Source organism: Pseudomonas sp. Marseille-QA0892, assembly GCF_054950135.1.
In genome coordinates, this window is record NZ_CM143104.1 from 4421791 (window position 1) to 4438438 (window position 16648).

General features: G+C 60.9%; 16 protein-coding genes. 9 read left to right on the forward strand and 7 right to left on the reverse strand.

Features of this window, described 5'->3' with window-relative positions; translation table 11 throughout:
• Positions 1 to 12 precede the first annotated feature (12 nt).
• The gene (locus tag ACY8D3_RS20460) at positions 13 to 984 is read left to right on the forward strand and encodes a CorA family divalent cation transporter (RefSeq protein ID WP_462380673.1); all 972 of its coding nucleotides are present in this window, start codon (positions 13 to 15) and stop codon (positions 982 to 984) included.
• Positions 985 to 1031: 47 nt separating this feature from the next.
• On the opposite strand, the gene ACY8D3_RS20465 is transcribed toward ACY8D3_RS20460, so the two are convergent.
• The 4 genes from ACY8D3_RS20465 to ACY8D3_RS20480 form a co-directional block, all read right to left on the reverse strand.
• On the reverse strand, positions 1032 to 1274 hold the full coding sequence (locus tag ACY8D3_RS20465) for a DUF4282 domain-containing protein (protein ID WP_462380674.1): 243 nt from the start codon (positions 1272 to 1274) through the stop codon (positions 1032 to 1034).
• 84 nt (positions 1275 to 1358) lie between these two features.
• Positions 1359 to 1835 (reverse strand): N-acetyltransferase family protein, encoded by a 477-nt coding sequence (locus ACY8D3_RS20470; protein ID WP_462380675.1) that lies wholly within the window; start codon positions 1833 to 1835, stop codon positions 1359 to 1361.
• Between the two features lie 113 nt (positions 1836 to 1948).
• Positions 1949 to 3343: an argininosuccinate lyase gene (gene argH / locus ACY8D3_RS20475; RefSeq protein ID WP_462380676.1), complete on the reverse strand. Its 1395-nt coding sequence runs from the start codon at positions 3341 to 3343 to the stop codon at positions 1949 to 1951.
• Between the two features lie 85 nt (positions 3344 to 3428).
• Complete coding sequence (locus ACY8D3_RS20480) at positions 3429 to 5321, reverse strand: putative bifunctional diguanylate cyclase/phosphodiesterase (protein WP_462380677.1); 1893 nt, start codon at positions 5319 to 5321, stop codon at positions 3429 to 3431.
• A gap of 167 nt (positions 5322 to 5488) precedes the next feature.
• Between ACY8D3_RS20480 and desA the strand changes: the two genes are divergently transcribed.
• Together desA and ACY8D3_RS20490 are read left to right on the forward strand one after the other, a co-directional pair.
• Positions 5489 to 6682 carry a delta-9 fatty acid desaturase DesA gene (gene desA / locus ACY8D3_RS20485; protein ID WP_462380678.1) on the forward strand — a complete coding sequence of 398 codons (1194 nt, stop codon included), beginning with the start codon at positions 5489 to 5491 and terminating at the stop codon, positions 6680 to 6682.
• A 126-nt stretch (positions 6683 to 6808) separates the two neighbouring features.
• Positions 6809 to 7813, forward strand: a complete 1005-nt coding sequence (locus ACY8D3_RS20490; protein WP_462380679.1) for a GGDEF domain-containing protein — start codon at positions 6809 to 6811, stop codon at positions 7811 to 7813.
• A gap of 160 nt (positions 7814 to 7973) precedes the next feature.
• Here the strand turns inward: ACY8D3_RS20490 and ACY8D3_RS20495 are convergent, their stop codons facing one another.
• A complete protein-coding gene (locus ACY8D3_RS20495) occupies positions 7974 to 8162 on the reverse strand; it encodes a hypothetical protein (protein WP_462380680.1) in 189 nt (62 codons plus the stop codon).
• Here ACY8D3_RS20495 and ACY8D3_RS20500 point away from each other — a divergent pair.
• Positions 8161 to 9480, forward strand: a complete 1320-nt coding sequence (locus ACY8D3_RS20500; protein ID WP_462380681.1) for an OprD family porin — start codon at positions 8161 to 8163, stop codon at positions 9478 to 9480. The genes ACY8D3_RS20495 and ACY8D3_RS20500 overlap by 2 nt on opposite strands.
• A 171-nt stretch (positions 9481 to 9651) precedes the next feature.
• Here ACY8D3_RS20500 and ACY8D3_RS20505 read toward each other — a convergent pair whose 3' ends face one another.
• Positions 9652 to 11058, reverse strand: coding sequence for a GntP family permease (locus ACY8D3_RS20505; protein WP_462380682.1), 1407 nt, complete (start codon positions 11056 to 11058; stop codon positions 9652 to 9654).
• Positions 11059 to 11106: 48 nt separating this feature from the next.
• Positions 11107 to 12063, reverse strand: coding sequence for a D-erythronate dehydrogenase (denD, locus tag ACY8D3_RS20510; RefSeq protein WP_462380683.1), 957 nt, complete (start codon positions 12061 to 12063; stop codon positions 11107 to 11109).
• Positions 12064 to 12217: 154 nt separating this feature from the next.
• On the opposite strand from denD, the gene ACY8D3_RS20515 reads away from it, so the two are divergent.
• From ACY8D3_RS20515 to otnI, 5 genes are read left to right on the forward strand one after another with little or no spacing between them, the layout of a single operon-like run.
• Positions 12218 to 12928: a FadR/GntR family transcriptional regulator gene (locus ACY8D3_RS20515; RefSeq protein WP_462380684.1), complete on the forward strand. Its 711-nt coding sequence runs from the start codon at positions 12218 to 12220 to the stop codon at positions 12926 to 12928.
• Between the two features lie 45 nt (positions 12929 to 12973).
• Positions 12974 to 13870: an L-threonate dehydrogenase gene (ltnD, locus tag ACY8D3_RS20520; RefSeq protein WP_462380685.1), complete on the forward strand. Its 897-nt coding sequence runs from the start codon at positions 12974 to 12976 to the stop codon at positions 13868 to 13870.
• Positions 13871 to 13872: 2 nt separating this feature from the next.
• Positions 13873 to 15153, forward strand: a complete 1281-nt coding sequence (gene otnK, locus ACY8D3_RS20525) for a 3-oxo-tetronate kinase (RefSeq protein ID WP_462380686.1) — start codon at positions 13873 to 13875, stop codon at positions 15151 to 15153.
• Entirely contained in the window at positions 15143 to 15784 is a 642-nt protein-coding gene (otnC, locus tag ACY8D3_RS20530) for a 3-oxo-tetronate 4-phosphate decarboxylase (RefSeq protein WP_462380687.1), read from the forward strand. The genes otnK and otnC overlap by 11 nt, the downstream gene beginning before the upstream one ends.
• Before the next feature lie 4 nt (positions 15785 to 15788).
• Positions 15789 to 16571 (forward strand): 2-oxo-tetronate isomerase, encoded by a 783-nt coding sequence (gene otnI, locus ACY8D3_RS20535; protein WP_462380688.1) that lies wholly within the window; start codon positions 15789 to 15791, stop codon positions 16569 to 16571.
• Positions 16572 to 16648: the final 77 nt, after the last annotated feature.

A 16648-nucleotide genomic window follows, 5' to 3' on the forward strand; every position in this document is an offset into this window, starting at 1 on the left:
AACGGATTCCAGATGATCACTTATTACGCCTTGCGTCACGGCACCTTGCAGCGTCAGGACGTGCACGACCTTTCGTCGATACCGGAGGAGGTCCTCTGGATCGACCTCATGTGCCCAACGGCTGACGAGGAGCACTTTGTCGAATCCTCACTCGGGGTCAGGATTCCGACCCGGGAAGAGATGGCAGAAATCGAAGACTCCTCCCGCTTCTACGAGGATAGCGGCACCCTCTATCTCACGCCGACCGTCATCAGTGGCATCAGCGAAGGCGCGCCAGCCAGCGAAGAGCTTTTCTTCGTCATTGGCCAATCCATCCTGGTGACCGTTCGCTACGCCGAGATGACGGCAATACGCAGCTTTCCGACGCGCGTGGGCCGGCAGCCGGAGCGGCACCGCAGTGCCGATGCCATCTTTGCGTCCCTGGTGGATGCATTCATCGACCGTATCGCTGACACGCTGGAAGACATGCAAACGCAGCTGACGCGGCTGTCCGAGCGCATATTCAGGGAACCCAACGGTAATCATGAAGAGGGTGAACTGCAGCGCGTCATCAAGCACCTGGGGCGGCACAATGCACTGCTGTCCATGCTCAGCGAGAGCCTTCTGACGTTCGGCCGACTGATCACGTTCACCCGCCTTGGGAAGAAGGAGTGGCTGGGTGAACAGGCCAGAGCTTCACTCAAGGCCGTCGAGCGCGACCTGCGCGCGCTGAGTGTCTACCAGGATCGGATGTCCGGAGAAATCGCGTTTCTTCTGGATCTGACCCTGGGCCTGATCAATATCGAGCAGAACAATATCATCAAGGTGTTCTCGATCGCCGCCGTCCTGTTCTTGCCACCGACCCTCGTGGGCACCATTTACGGGATGAACTTCGAGATCATGCCCGAACTGGAATGGACCTACGGTTACCCGCTGGCGCTGGGTGCGATGGCGGCATCGGCGGCGCTTTCCTACACCGTCTTCAAGATCAAGCGCTGGCTTTGATCAGGGCTGGATAGCATTACGGCACCCGAAGGTGCCGTAAGCAGGGATCAAGGCTTGTCTGCAAGCCGCTGCAGATTACCGTTGATCTTGAACAGCACGATCATCAGCTCGCACCAGATGCGAGCGCCGATGCAGCCGAAGAAAATCATCATCAAGCCCTGGATCAGGCTGCCGTATGGCGAGAAGATCGATGTGAGCCCGCTGATGACGGCACCGGCCAGCAGAAGCCAGTATAGGATCGTGATGATTTTCGGCGTGATCATCGAATCGAAGAAGAACAGGTCGCGCATGCGCAAGGCTCCTTTTGCTGAAGCGTGAAGCGAAGCATCAGCCCCGCGGGGTGGCGAGCTTAACAAAATGTGACAGCTGTACGCTCACTGCGCAGCATCGACTAATGCCTGCCCTGTCAGGCGATAGGTTGTCCATTCATCCTGTGGTTTTGCGCCCAGTGACTCGTAAAACTCGATCGCAGGCGTATTCCAGTCCAGCACCGACCACTCCATGCGACCACACCCGCGTTCGACGGCGTGTCGGGCAAGATACTTCAGCAACGCCTTGCCGGCGCCCAGGCCTCGGGCCTCCGGGCTGACGTAAAGGTCTTCCAGGTACAGGCCATGCTTGCCGAGCCAGGTGGAATAGTTGAAGAAATAAACGGCGTAGCCGATCGGTTCGCCGGCCCGCTCGCAAATCAGCGCGTACGATGTGCTCTCTTCACCGAAGAGGCTATCAGCAATGCCGGCAGCGTCGGTCTTTACTTCGTGCTCGGCTTTTTCATAGATAGCCAGTTCAGTGATGAAGCGCAGAATCAGCGCTGCGTCGTCGACCGTAGCGGGCCGGATGGTAACTGTCATGGGAATCTCGGCTTGTATGTGGAACGGTTTGCGAGGTGCGCCGCTCAGGAAGTGTTCGACATCAGCCAGCGAGCACCGGCCACCGATATCCGGTGGCCGGTGCTCGATACCTGTCAGCGCGTAGACAGCAGATCCCGCCCGCGTGCGACGGCCGCGCGAACTTGCGCGGGCGCAGTGCCGCCGATGTGGTCGCGTGCGTTGACCGAACCTTCCAGCGTCAGAACGGCGAAGACGTCCTCGCTGATCTGGTCGCTGAACTGCTGCAGCTCGGCGAGCGTCATTTCGGCAAGGTCCTTGTTGTTCTCCACGCCATAGCGGACGGCATGGCCGACAATTTCGTGGCAGTCGCGGAAAGGGAGACCCTTGCGTACCAGGTAATCGGCCAGGTCCGTAGCGGTGGAAAAACCGCGGCGGGCAGCCTCGCGCATCTGCTCGTGGCGCGGCTTGATCGCAGGCACCATGTCGGCGAATGCACGCAGCGAATCGCGCAAGGTGTCGGCGGCGTCGAACAGGGGCTCCTTGTCCTCCTGATTGTCCTTGTTGTACGCCAATGGCTGGCCTTTCATCAGCGTCAACAAGCCTTGGAGCGCACCGAATACACGGCCGGTCTTGCCGCGTACGAGTTCGGGTACATCGGGGTTCTTCTTCTGCGGCATGATCGAGCTGCCCGTGCAGAAACGGTCCGGCAGGTCGATGAACTGGAACTGGGCGCTTGTCCAGAGCACCAGCTCCTCGGAGAAGCGCGACAGATGCATCATTGCAACCGAGGCCGCCGCGCAGAACTCGATGGCGAAGTCGCGATCGGACACGCTGTCCAGCGAATTGCCGCCGACCGCTTCGAAGCCCAGGAGCTCGCAGGTCATCTGGCGATCAATCGGATAGGTCGTACCCGCTAGCGCGGCGGACCCCAGTGGCATGCGATTGGCGCGCTTGCGGCAGTCGACGAGTCGCTCGTGATCGCGCGAGAGCATCTCGAACCAGGCCAGCAAGTGGTGGCCGAAGGTCACGGGCTGCGCCGTCTGCAGGTGCGTAAAGCCGGGCATGATGGTTTCAGCTTCGCGCTCTGCCAGGCCCAGCAGGCCATCCTGCAGGCGCGTGATCTCCGCAAGGATGGCGTCGATCTCGTCGCGCAGCCATAGGCGGATGTCCGTCGCGACCTGGTCGTTGCGGCTGCGACCCGTGTGCAGCTTTTTGCCCGTGATGCCAATGCGTTGGGTCAGGCGGGCCTCGATGTTCATGTGAACGTCTTCGAGGTCGACGCGCCATTCGAACTGGCCGGCTTCGATCTCCGTCTGGATCTCGCGCAGCCCGGCATGGATGGCGTCACGTTCTTCTTCGGTCAGTACGCCAACCGCGGCCAGCATGGTGGCATGGGCCATCGAGCCCATGATGTCGTGGCGGTAGAGGCGTTTGTCGAAGTCGACCGAGGCGGTGAAACGGGCGACGAAAGCGTCCACGGGCTCGCTGAAGCGGCCTCCCCAGGACTGGTTGGTCTTGTCGGTGCTCATGTAGGACGGCTCGTACGATGGCGGGCTGGAAACTGCCGATGATAGCAGCCCCAGCGTCATCGAGTCGGCTACGGCGAGCCCTTGTTCACTCGGTAATGGTGTTCCATTGGCGTGCCTCGGCGGGCGCGGGGCGGCCGAACCAGTAACCCTGCCCGGCATGGCAATTGAGGTCACGCAGGAAATTCGCCTGCGCCTCGGTTTCGATGCCTTCGGCCAAGACATCCAACCCCAGGTTGAGCGCCAATGTAATCACTGATCGCGTAATAGCCACGTCTTCGGCGTCGTCTGGCAAGCCGGCAATGAAACCCTGGTCGATCTTCAGTTTCTGCACGGGAAGTCGCTTCAGGCGAAGCAGCGATGAATAGCCGGTGCCGAAATCGTCGATGGACAACCGGACACCCAGCTCTCGCAGCCGATAAAGGCTGGCCAGCGCCTGGTCAGGGTTCATCATGATCGCGCTTTCGGTGACCTCGAGCTCGAGGTAACGAGGTGGTAGACCGGATTGGGCAAGGGTGCGGGCGACACGTTCGTGAAGATCGCCCTGTCCGAAGAGCCGACTCGAAACGTTCACGGCGATGAAGTCCAAGGCGCGCCCTTCACCCAGCCATTTCTGCATCTGCCGGCATGCCTGCACCAGCACCCAGTGGTCGATGTCACCAATCAGCCCGCTTTCCTCGGCGATGGGAATGAATTCGCCTGGCGGAATGATGCCTAGCTGAGGGTGTTCCCACCGTACGAGGGACTCGAAGCCCGTCAGGCGGTGATCCGACAACCGATGGATAGGCTGATAGTGCACGCGAAGCTCATCGTTGCTGAGCGCCACGCGTAGTGCACTGGTCATCTCCACGCGGCGGCGTGCGTGTTCCGTTAGCTCCTGACTATAGAAGGCGAAGCCCTCCCGGCCGCTGGCCTTTGCCTTGAATAACGCCGAGTCGGCATTGCTCATGAGCTGCTCGACAGTTTGTGCGTCGTCCGGGTAGAGGCTGAGGCCGAGGCTGGCACTGACGAACAGTTCTCGATCGTCGACAAGGAAGGGAGCGCGGAATCCTTCCAGCACGCGCTCGGACAGCGCCGCAGCCTGGCTCAGGCGTGTGCACGGTTCATAGAGCACTGCAAACTCGTCCCCACCCAAGCGGGCCATGGAGGTCCCTGGCTGGAGTCTGGACAGCAGGCGGTCGGCCACGGCTTTTACCAGCAGGTCCCCCTTGGCATGGCCGAGGCTGTCGTTGATGTGCTTGAAATGGTCGAGGTCGATCAGCAGGACCGCAGCGCCGCCATCAGCACCTTGTCGGTCCAGCGCCAACTGGACGCGCTCGCTGAAGAGAAGTCGATTCGGCAGTTGCGTCAGGGGGTCGTGGTGGGCAAGGAAGGCGAGGTCCCGTTCGGAGCGTTTGCTCGCCGTAATGTCTGAAAACACCGCAACATAGTGCGTTACCTGGCCCTGCTCATCGGGCACGGCACTCAGCGTCTGCCAGAGCGGGAAGAGGGTTCCATCCTTGCGGCGATTCCAGATCTCCCCACTCCAGGACCCCGTCGCGTGCAGCTGATCCCACAGTGCCTGGTAGAAATGGCCAGGGTGTCGGCCGGACTTCAGAATGCGTGGGTTCTGGCCGATGATATCGTCGGGAGCGTACCCGGTGATACGGCTGAACGCCGGGTTCACGTGGACGACGCGCGAGTGGGCATCTGTCACCAGTACGCCTTCCTGTGTGCTCCGAAAGACCGCTGCCGCCTGTCGGAGCGTGTCGTGCTGCGCGCATCGTTTCTGCCGCTCCGCTTCGGCCTTGGCGGCGCTGCTTCGTAGCAGCCCATAAGCAGCACCCGCCGAGGCCAGTACGAGTGCGAGGGTAAGCGGTGTATGCCAAGCGGCCAGGTCGCTCGAAAGCCCCGTGGTTAGCGCATCTCCGTAGAAGATCCAGGCTGTGGCTATGGCTACATATATAAGGCAGCAGGCAAGGGCACGGCGAGGAACTGACATGAATACCTGATCGAAGTGGTGGGAAAAGAGTCGACGGGGACGGATTATAAGGACGCTTCCGACACATTCTCATCAAAAAGACGGACTGGTAATCCTGGAGGGCTCAGTGATAATGCGGACACGCTCGTTCTCGAGCCCTGTTCCAACCACCGAGGGCTACCCTATTCATGTGGTACAACGGTCTACTTGATCTCTCCGTCTGGCAGCTGGTTGCCGTCACGCTGGTGGTCACGCATATCACCATCGTCAGCGTCACGGTTTATCTGCATCGCTATTCGGCGCACCGCTCGCTGGAGCTGCATCCGGCACTCAAGCACTTTTTCCGCTTCTGGCTGTGGCTTACCACGGCCATGAACACCCGTGAGTGGACGGCTATCCACCGCAAGCATCACGCAAAATGCGAAACCGAAGACGACCCGCACAGCCCTGTCGTCAAGGGTCTGGGTACGGTCATGCGCCGTGGCGCAGAGCTTTACAAGGCCGAAGCCAAGAACGAAGAGACGCTACGTATCTACGGCAAGAACTGCCCGGACGACTGGATCGAGCGCAAGCTGTACAGCCGCTACCCGAACCTGGGTATCGTTTTCATGCTCTTGATCGACCTTGCGTTGTTCGGTGCGCTGGGCCTTACCGTCTGGGCCGTTCAAATGATCTGGATTCCATTCTGGGCGGCCGGTGTCGTCAATGGTCTCGGTCATGCCATTGGTTACCGCAATTTCGAGTGCCGGGATGCCGCCACCAACCTGGTGCCATGGGGCATCATTATTGGCGGTGAAGAGCTGCACAACAATCACCACACGTATCCCAACTCAGCGAAGCTGTCCGTACGCAAATGGGAGTTCGATATGGGCTGGGCCTGGATCCGGCTCTTCAGCATCCTGAAGCTCGCGAAGGTGCAACGCGTGGCGCCCATTGCGCATCGCGTCGAGGGCAAGGGGCAGCTGGACATGGATACGGCGATGGCCATCCTTAATAACCGGTTCCAGATCATGGCGCACTACCGCAAGACGGTGATCGCACCGCAGGTGAAGCATGAGCTGTCGCTCGCCGACAAGTCGTCCCACCACCTTTTCCGCCGCGCAAAATCCTTGATGTCCCGCGAAACGAGCCTGTTGCGCGAGCAGCATCACACCCGCTTGCAGGCCGTGCTCGAGCAGAGCCACGCGCTAAAGGTGGTCTATGAGAAGCGTCTGGCGCTGCAGTCGATCTGGGTGCGCACCAGCAGCAACGGGCACGAAATGCTGGCAGCGATCAAGGAGTGGATCCAGGAAGCGGAGGCCAGCGGAATCAATGCGCTGACCGAGTTCGCGGATCAACTGAAGACCTATTCACTTCGTCCGGCATCAGCGCCCGCACCTTAAAAGTGAGCGGTGTGTCACGTTCCGGATAGGCGGCACCGTTCGACTGATAAAAAGCCCGCGAAAGCGGGTTTTTTTTTGGGATTTTGCTGTCAGAGCCACATTCGATCCGTAGTAGAGAGTCGCGCCATGGATGATGCCGCCGGCCATTCAACAGAACTGGAACAATTGACACTTGCCTTGCTGCACAGCAGGGGCGAGGTCGAGCGGCTGCGTGAACGTGAAGAAATGTTCAGCAGCCTGCTGGGTAGCGTAAATGCGGTGCTGTGGGCCTTCGACTGGAAGGCCCAGCGCTATACGTATGTCAGTCCCGCGTATGAACGTGTTTTTGGCCGCTCCGCCGCGCTGCTGCTTGCAGACTATGGCGAGTGGCGCAACAGCATCTATCCGGATGACTTGGATTACGCCGAGCAGAGCCTCGCGGAAGTGCTGGTGAAGGATGCGATGGAGGGGCGCGAGTACCGGATCATTCGTAGCGATGGCCAGGTCCGCTGGCTGAGCGACAAGTGCTTCGTCAGCCGCCGCGAAGGCGATAGCGATAGCGACGTCGTCATCGTCGGCATTGCCGAAGACATCACTGAAAAGAAGCAGCTCGAGGGCGAGTTGCATCGGCTCGCGACTACGGACGTGCTGACCCAGAGCAGCAACCGGCGGCATTTTTTCGATTGCGCGCTACGTGAGTTCGAGTTGGCCCGCGAGTTCGGTAGCCCGCTGGCGTTCCTGCTGCTCGATATCGATGACTTCAAGAAGATCAATGACCGCTACGGTCACCAGATGGGCGACCAGGTGCTGCAGCGCATCGCGCAGTCGGGATCCAACGTGCTACGTCGCGGCGATCTCTTCGGGCGCATTGGTGGGGAGGAGTTTGCTGCGCTGCTCCCTGGGTGTACGCCCGACCTGGCCTTGCAAATTGCTGAGCGCCTGCAACGGGAAGTTCAGCGTCTTCATTTCCCAACCGAGCAGGGCGGCTTTGGCGTCACATTGAGCCAAGGACTGACCAATTTGCGTGCAACCGACCTGTCTCTCGACGCCATGTTTGGCCGCGCGGACGCAGCCATGTACCAGGCCAAGCGTTCGGGCAAGAACCAGATCATTACGGCCGAAGACGACATCGAGCATCCCGGCGGCGGATGACGCCAGTCGGCACCTTAAGTTCAGCAAGACTTCTTTTTTTCCCAAAAGATGGCATGCTAGGCGCGTCTCGAGCTCTGACAGGGGGTTTTGTCAGGCTTGGATAGCGCCTAATGCTGGGCGTTGCGCTGAATAAGAGGATGTCGGGACGTAACGTCGTGAGTCAGGCAACCGCGACTTCGCACTCTGCAGACGCTGCCATGGGTTCGCCCTGGTCGTTGTCGGGGAGCGGGCGCTGGTCAGGGCTGACCATGTAGTCACGATTCGCAGCCAACAGCGATTGACCGCCCCGGTAGATGCCGGGTCCGTTGCACGTGATCTCTACACACACCATTGGAGACAACAAGAACATGCTCAAGACGAAACTGGGATTTGCCATTTCCGCAGCGACGCTTGGAATGGCCTTGAGCCAGACCGCATCTGCCGACTTCATTGGCGACAGCAAAGCCAACGTCAGCCTGCGTAACTTCTACTTCAACAACGACAACCGTAGTGGCACCGCTGCTCCGTCCAAGACGGAAGAGTGGGGTCAGGGTTTCATGGTCGACTACAAGTCGGGCTTTACCGAAGGCACCGTTGGCTTTGGCCTGGATGCGCTGGCACTCGTAGGCCTCCGTCTGGATGGCGGCCGCGGCCACCACCAGGGCAGCTCGATGATCCCTGACAAGAGCGACGGATCCGCGCGTGACGAGTGGAGCCATGCTGGCGCCAACGCCAAGGTGCGTTTCTCCAAGACCACTGCGACCTACGGCAATGCACTAATGCCGAAGCTGCCGATCCTGGTAGCGAACGACGGTCGTCTGTTGCCACAAACCTTCGAAGGCGGCATCGTCACTTCGAACGAGATTGATGGTCTGACGCTGACTGCTGGCCAGATCGAGCACGCCGTAGGCCGTGCATCGACCAACCGTACCAGCCTGTCCGTTGCCGGTGCTTCTCAAGACAGCAACCAGTTCCGCTTCGCTGGCGCCGACTGGAAGCCGATGAAGGACCTGACCGCTCAGTACTACTTCGCCAACCTGGACGACTTCTACAAGCAGCACTTCCTGGGCCTGACCCACACGCTGCCGATCGCTGACAAGCAGTCGCTGAAGACCGACCTGCGCTACTTCCGCACCCGCGGCGAAGGCGAGAACAGCAAGGGCACCGCTGGCTATCGTTTCGGTGGTTACACCCACAACAACGACGGCAAGATCGACAACAACACCTGGAGTGCTGCATTCACATACAGCATCGACAGCCATGCCATCATGCTGGGCCACCAGCGTGTGTCGAACAACAGCAACTTCGCTCAGCTGAACCAGGGCAACATCGGCGAAGGTGCTGGCGGTGCCAGCGTTTACCTGCTGACTGACCGTCAGATCAACTCCTTCAGCCGCGCTGGCCAGAACACCACGTTCGGTCAGTACAGCTATGACTTCGCTGCCCTGGGTGTACCGGGTCTGAAGACATCGCTGGCTTACCTGAAGGGCGTCGACGGCCGCGCCAACAACGGCAACCGTGGCGACGAGTGGGAGCGTGACCTGACCGTTGAGTACGTCATCCAGAATGGCGCTGCGAAAGGTCTGGGCTTTGCCTGGCGTAACGCGTCGTACCGTTCGGGTATCGACGGTGTTCGCGATCAGGACCAGAACCGCGTAATCGTCAGCTACACCCTGTCGCTGCTGTAACAGGCAACGCATGAAGAACCCGCACCGGCCTCGGCCGATGCGGGTTTTTTTATGCCTTGTTGATTTGAGGTAACGTCGTAATCATTGTGAAAGTTGGACGTCTACCAAAAGAGGCGTGCTGTTCAGGGTGTTCAAGTGGAAGGAAGCCCCTAATGGGACTCCCTCGTCTCGTCAGCCGAGAATCGCGTTGAAGATCAGCAGGGTGACCAGCGCGGTAGACCAGCCGAGGGTCGACGGAACGGACCACGTCAGCAATTGCTGTTTCGCCTGCGTAACGCCGAGCAGCCGGTTCACTACCCAGAAGTAGCTATCATTGAAATAGCTGAACATCATCGAGCCGATGGCGGCAGCCTGTGCGGCGAAGACGATATTCACGTCGGGTATCGTGGCGAGGATTGGGGCCGAGATCGACGCGCCGGTGATCATCGCAACCGTACCGCTGCCCTGAATGAGTCGGACCAGCGAAGAAATCACAAACGGGATCAGCACCGCAGGCAGGGGAAGGGTCGCTACCCACTCGCCAATGTACTGCCCGGCACCGCTGTCGCGCAGGACGGCGCCCATCGCGCCGCCCGCACCGGTGACCAGCAGGATGATGCCGGCGCTTTCGACGCCCTTTTCCATCTCCCGGATCACTTCTTCGCGCGGCATTCTCGGTACCAGCCCATAGATGGCGACAATGACGCCAAGCCCTACGGCGATGACCGGGTTTCCGATAAACGTGATGATCTGCCCAACCGTGCCCTGAGTCACCGCGGTCGCGATGCCTTGCTTGCCCAGCGCAGTGGCGAGTGTGTTGATAAAGATGAGGAGGATAGGCAAGGCGATAGGCAGCGCAGAAAGCCACAGAGGCGGTAGCTTCGCTTCGCGTTCTTCCGCTCGCGCCAGGATCTGCTGATACGCTTGGCGGGTTTGCGCTTCGTCGGGCGCCGCGCCGAGGCTCGCTTCGATGCGCGGGCCCATATAGCGGGCATAGGCGATCAGCACGAACATCGCCGGAATGGTGAAAATGACGCCCCAGAGGATCATCAGGCCGATATCGATCCCGAAGATACCTGCAACGCCCAGCGGGCCGGGGGTGGGCGGGACGGCATGGTGGGTCAGCATCAGCCCGCCTGCGAGGGCGATGCCGAGCGTGACCATCGACTTGCCGCTCGTACGGGCGAGCGCCCTGACCAGCGGATTGAGGATGACGAATGCCGAGTCGCAGAAGATAGGCACCGAAACGATATACCCGGTGATGAGCATCGCCCACTCCTCGCGCTTGTTTCCCAGCCAGCGAATGAAGCTGTAGGCCATGCGCTCGGCAGCGCCCGAGATTTCCAGTAGGCGCCCCATCATGACGCCGAAGCCGATCACCAGCCCGATCGTGGACAGCGTGGCGCCGAAACCCGTCGTGATGCTTTTGACCAGTGCATCCGGCGCCATGCCGCCCACGAGGCCGGCAATGGAGGTGGCGATGACCAATGCCAGTAGCGCGTGGATACGTGTTCGGAGAACCAGGACGATCAGGATAACGATAGCCAGTACGAGACCGACCATGAGTTGCGGCCCAGCCGCGGCGGATGCACCTGTCATGACATACCCTCTTGTTCTTATTGGTGGGAACGGTGTCTCTGTGGTCCGCTACGCCGCGGACGCACGTTGATGAGCCTGGACGAGCGCGTCGATGCCATCGTCAACCGCAAAGCCCAGCTTTAACGGGCGGTCGATATCGAAATCGCCGGGCCAGCTACAGACGATGCGCTGAATACGTTCATCGGGTTCCAGTGTTACGCGCGCCCGAGCTTCAGGTCCGGCGAGGCGCTCTAGGCTCTCGAGCATGTCGCTCACGGTCACACATATGCCCGGTAGATTGAGGGTACGGTGAGCGCCCAACGCCTCACCATCCACGCGCCCCGCATGGACGAGGTTCCGGATGACGGTCTGAGGCGAGCACAGCCACAGCTGAGTATCCAGCGGTACGGGGCAGGCGCTCGGCTCACCGGCTAGCGGCTCGCGAATGATGCCACTGGCGAAGGATGACGCGGCCGCGTTTGGCCGCCCCGGGCGAACCGAGATGGTCGGCAGGCGGCATACGCGCCCGTCGATGAAACCCTTTCGCGAGTAATCGTTGACCATGAGTTCGCCAATGGCCTTCTGCGCGCCATATGACGATTGAGGCATGGGGGCCTGCGTTTCAGCGACGCGCTCCGGGAGCGTGCCACCGAAGACCGCAAGGGAGCTGGCAAAGACGAATTTGGGTTGTCGTGCCCGCTGGCGGCAGGCTTCGAGCAACGCACGTGTCGCGTCGAGATTCACCCGCATGCCCAGATCGAAATCGGCCTCGGCCTGGCCGCTGACGATCGCCGCCAGGTGGTACACGTGGGAGACCTTCGTGTCGATGCAGCCCGCAAGCCGCTCAGGATCTGAGACGTCGCCGGTGATGGAACGGACCCGCGGGTCGTTAACCGGGCAGGGGGCGAGATCGATGGAAACAATGTCAGGCGTAGGGCCAGCGATATCGCCTGCGTCTGTTTGGAGCAGAGCTTGGATCAGTTGGCTGCCGAGAAAGCCAGCGCCACCGGTAACGACGATTGTCATCGAGCGGTCTCCGTGCGAGGAGAATGCCGGGTACTGCTGCGTGAACGCGTCCCGGATTCTTGTTGTTGTGGGTAGACGTGACAAACAGTTGTCAGGTTGTATGATGAATTTATGCGCGGTGCAACCGGTACCGCAAGAGGACCTTCTTCAAGACATGAAAAACATGCTGGGCTCGATGACGCAAACGCCGAAATTAGCGGAGCAGCTGGCGGGTTCACTCTCCCAGGCGATCCATGACGGTGAACTTGCGGCGGCGAGTCGCCTGCCGACCGAGCAGGCGCTATGCGAGCAATACGGCGTAAGCCGCACCGTCGTCCGTGAGGCCATATCGATGCTCAAGCGCGAGGGCCTCGTCGCGTCTCATCAGGGGCGCGGTACCTACGTCGCAGCCGAGCCATCGGTCTCGTTGCGGTTGCCATCGCCGGGCGGCCAGCTCGATGCGGTGGTCGATATTCTTGAGATTCGCAGTGGGCTCGAGGTCAAGGCGGCTGGCCTCGCTGCGGAGCGCCGTACCGACGCCCAGCTGCGTGGGATGCGTAACGCGCTGGAAGAGCTGGCTGATGCCGTTGCACGTGGCGAGGATGGCGTTCGTGAGGATCTTGCTTTCCACCGCACTGTGGTAATGGCCACGGGCAATCGCCATTTCGTGGCAACCATCGAGTTTCTGCACCAGCTCCTCTTTCATGCAATCAGCGTTACTCGCCGCAATGAAGCCCGTATCCCTGCCTACATGATGCAGGTGGATCAGGAGCACTCAGCGTTGTACGAGGCGATCGCAAGGCAGGATGCAGACGCGGCGCGCCTGGCTGCCGCGACGCATGTTGCCAGCGCTGAGCGCCGCCTGAGGGAGGGCGCCGGCAGCTGAATACGCGCGTCTCATTCCATTCATAAGAACAAGAGGACTTCGAAGATGACCGAACAAATGATCGGCGTGATCGGGCTTGGCTCGATGGGATCTGGCATGGCGCGCTCACTGTTGAGCGCAGGGTTGCCGGTCTGGGGATACGACGTACTACCGGCCGGGCGTGAGCGCTTTGCCAAAGACGGCGGTCATGTTCCGTCTGCACCGGGTGAGCTCGCATCGCGCACCGAAGTCCTTTTCATTGTCGTCGTGAACGCCGCGCAAACGGAAAGCCTGTTGTTTGGTGAGGAAGGTCTGGCGCCTTTGCTGACGCCCGGTACTGTCGTGGTGAGCTGCGCGACCGTGTCCGCCACCTCGGCGCGCCTTATCGCCGAGCGCCTGGCGGAGCGCGAAGTGTACATGCTCGATGCGCCCATTTCCGGCGGTGCTGCGCGCGCCGCCAGTGGTGATCTGACGGTGATGGCGTCCGGTGCGGCTGTTGCATTCGACCGCGCAGCCAAGGCGCTGGATGCGGTTGCGAGCAAGGTCTACCGATTGGGTGATGCGCCCGGCCAGGGTTCGCAGGTGAAGCTCGTGAATCAGCTACTTGCGGGTGTGCACATTGCGGCTGCAGCCGAGGCCATGAGCTACGGTATTCAGCAGGGCTGTGATCCCCAGGTGCTTTACGACGTGATCAGCCACAGCGCTGGCAATTCCTGGATGTTCGAAAACCGCGTCCCGCATCTGCTGGCCGGTGATTATAGCCCACGCTCGGCCGTGGATATCTTCGTGAAGGATCTGGGCCTCGTATTGGAAACGGCGCAACAGGCACCGTTTCCTTTGCCCTTGTCCGCCGCAGCGCATCAGATGTTCAAGCAAGCATCGGCGGCAGGCCTCGGCCGCGAGGACGATATCGCCGTCGCAAAGATATTTCCGGGCATCCGCTTGCCTGGACAGGAGCGTTGATCATGCCATTGCTTGGTTGCATTGCAGATGACTTCACTGGGGCGACGGACCTGGCAAGCATGCTGGTTCGCGGCGGTGCCCGTTGTGTACAGACCATCGGGGTCCCGAGTGACGATGTCGTGCTGGGCGAGGTGGACGCTATCGTTGTGGCACTCAAGACGCGCACTGAGCCCAAGGAACATGCCGTTCAGGAGTCACTGAACGCGCTCCAATGGTTACAGCGCCAGGGTTGCCAGCAGTTCTACTTCAAATACTGTTCGACCTTTGATTCGACGTCCGAAGGCAACATCGGCCCCGTGACCGACGCGCTGCTCGACGCGCTGGGCGAGTCCTTTACCATTGCCTGTCCGGCGCTACCTGAGAACCGTCGAACGGTGTTCAACGGGTATCTCTTCGCCAACGATGTTCCGCTCAACGAAAGCGGTATGCAGGATCATCCGCTAACCCCCATGCGTGACGCGAACCTCATGAGAGTGCTGACCCCACAGACGCGCCACTCGGTAGGCCTGATCGACTATCGCTGCCTGGAAGCGGGCCCAGAGGCAGTGCGCGTACGAATTGAGTCGCTACGCGCCGAGGGCACCGGGATTGCCGTTTGCGATGCGATCGAGAACCGCCATCTGGACGTGCTTGGCGCTGCGTGTGAAGGGCTCAGGCTGGTGACCGCCGGGTCCGGGCTCGCGCTCGGCCTCGCCTCCCGATGGCGAGCGTGCGGTGCGCTTGGCCAGGGCGATGACATGCAGAGCCTTGCAGCGCCGGTCGGGCGGCAGGCCATCCTGAGCGGAAGTTGCTCACGCATGACCCTGAGCCAGCTCGAGCAGGCCAAGGCGCATTATCCGGCTTATTACCTCGATCCTCATGCGCTGATGGCCAAGCCTGAAGGCGCTATCGAAGACGCCCTTGCCTGGTCAGCGGCACAGCGCCCTGACAAGCCTGTACTGCTCTATGCAAGCAGTAACCCCGAACAGGTCCAGCATGCTCAGCGTCAATATGGTGTCGCGCTCGTTGGCGAGCGCATCGAGTCCGCCATGGCTCAGATTGCTCAGCGCTTGGTAAGGGAGCAGGGCGTCGGCCAGCTGCTGGTGGCCGGCGGCGAGACCTCCGGTGCAGTGGTCCGCGCGCTGGGCGTGCAGGCGCTGCATATTGGCCCGTCGATCGCGCCAGGCGTTCCCTGGACACAATCTCGAACAGACTCGATGCCACTGACGGTGGCGCTTAAGTCGGGCAACTTCGGTGGCCTGGATTTCATGGTCAAGGCCTGGGAGGTGCTGGATGGCAAATGAACACCAGTTGCGCGAACGCATTGCGGACCTCGGGCGATCGCTGTATCTGCGCGGATTGAGTCCCGGGGCCTCGGGCAACATCAGCGCACGGCTCGATGACGGTTGGCTGCTCACGCCGACGAATGCGTGCCTGGGCGAACTGGACCCCGCCGATATCGCAAAGCTGGATTGGGACGGGAATCACCTGGCCGGCAAGCCGGCGTCGAAGGAAGCATTCCTCCATCGGGCGATGTACGAAGGACGTGAGTCTTCCGGTGCTATCGTTCACCTGCACTGCACACATTCAGCCGCCGTCTCCTGTTTGGACTGTCTGGACCCGGCTTCTTGCCTTCCGCCGCTCACGCCCTATTTCGTGATGCGGGTAGGGCGCCTGCCGCTCATTCCCTACCATCGCCCTGGTGACGCGGGCCTGGGCGAGGCCATTCGCGGGTTGGCCGGCAAGCACAGCTCCGTCCTGTTGGCGAACCACGGTCCGGTTGTTTCCGGCAAAGACCTTGAGTCGGCGACCTACGCCATCGAGGAGCTCGAAGAGACGGCCAAGCTTTACCTGCTTTTGAGACAGCAGCCGGCACGGGTGCTGAACGACGAACAGATCGAAGAGCTTCGCCAAGCCTTCGGCGCCGAGTGGTGACCTTATGCCCCGATTCGCTGCAAACCTCAGCATGCTGTTCAATGACGCGCCCTTCCTGGACCGTTTCGAGCGCGCCGCCGCCGCGGGCTTCAGGGGTGTCGAATACCTGTTTCCCTATGAGCATTCCGCGTCGGAAATCGGCCAGCGTCTACAGACTTATCGCCTGGAGCAAGTGCTCTTCAACCTGCCGCCTGGCGACTTTGCCGCGGGAGAGCGGGGCATTGCAGCGTTGCCTGGCCGCGAGACCGAATTCCGTGAAAGCGTGGGAGAGGCACTGGAATATGCGCTGGCGCTCGGCTGCAAGCGGCTGCACGCCATGGCCGGGCTCGTTGCTGACGATGAGCAGCGAAGCCGGATGCGAGACTGCTATCTGGAAAACCTGCGATACGCGGCGCGCACCCTTGCGCCCCATGGGATTACATTGCTGATCGAGCCTATCAACACCCGCAGCATGCCGGGCTATTTCCTCAATCATCAGGCTGACGCGCATGCCATTCGCGCCGAGCTGGATGAGCCGAATCTACGCGTGCAGTACGACTTTTTTCATGCGCAGATAATGGAGGGCGATCTGCTCGAAGGTTGGCGTCGTGGACGCGATGCTATCGGGCACATCCAGATCGCAGGCGTGCCAGATCGGCACGAGCCTGATGAGGGTGAGGTGAATTACCCATGTCTCTTCCAGGCGCTGGAGAGGGAGGGATATGACGGCTGGATTGGGTGCGAATACATGCCACGCGGGCGCACCGAAGATGGCCTGGGTTGGTTCGCGGCCTGGCGCGGGCGATAGTCGCTCCCCTTACGCCGGGACGCCAGGGCCCGTTACCCACGCGGTCATAGTTGGAAGATTCCAGCACAGGCGGCACA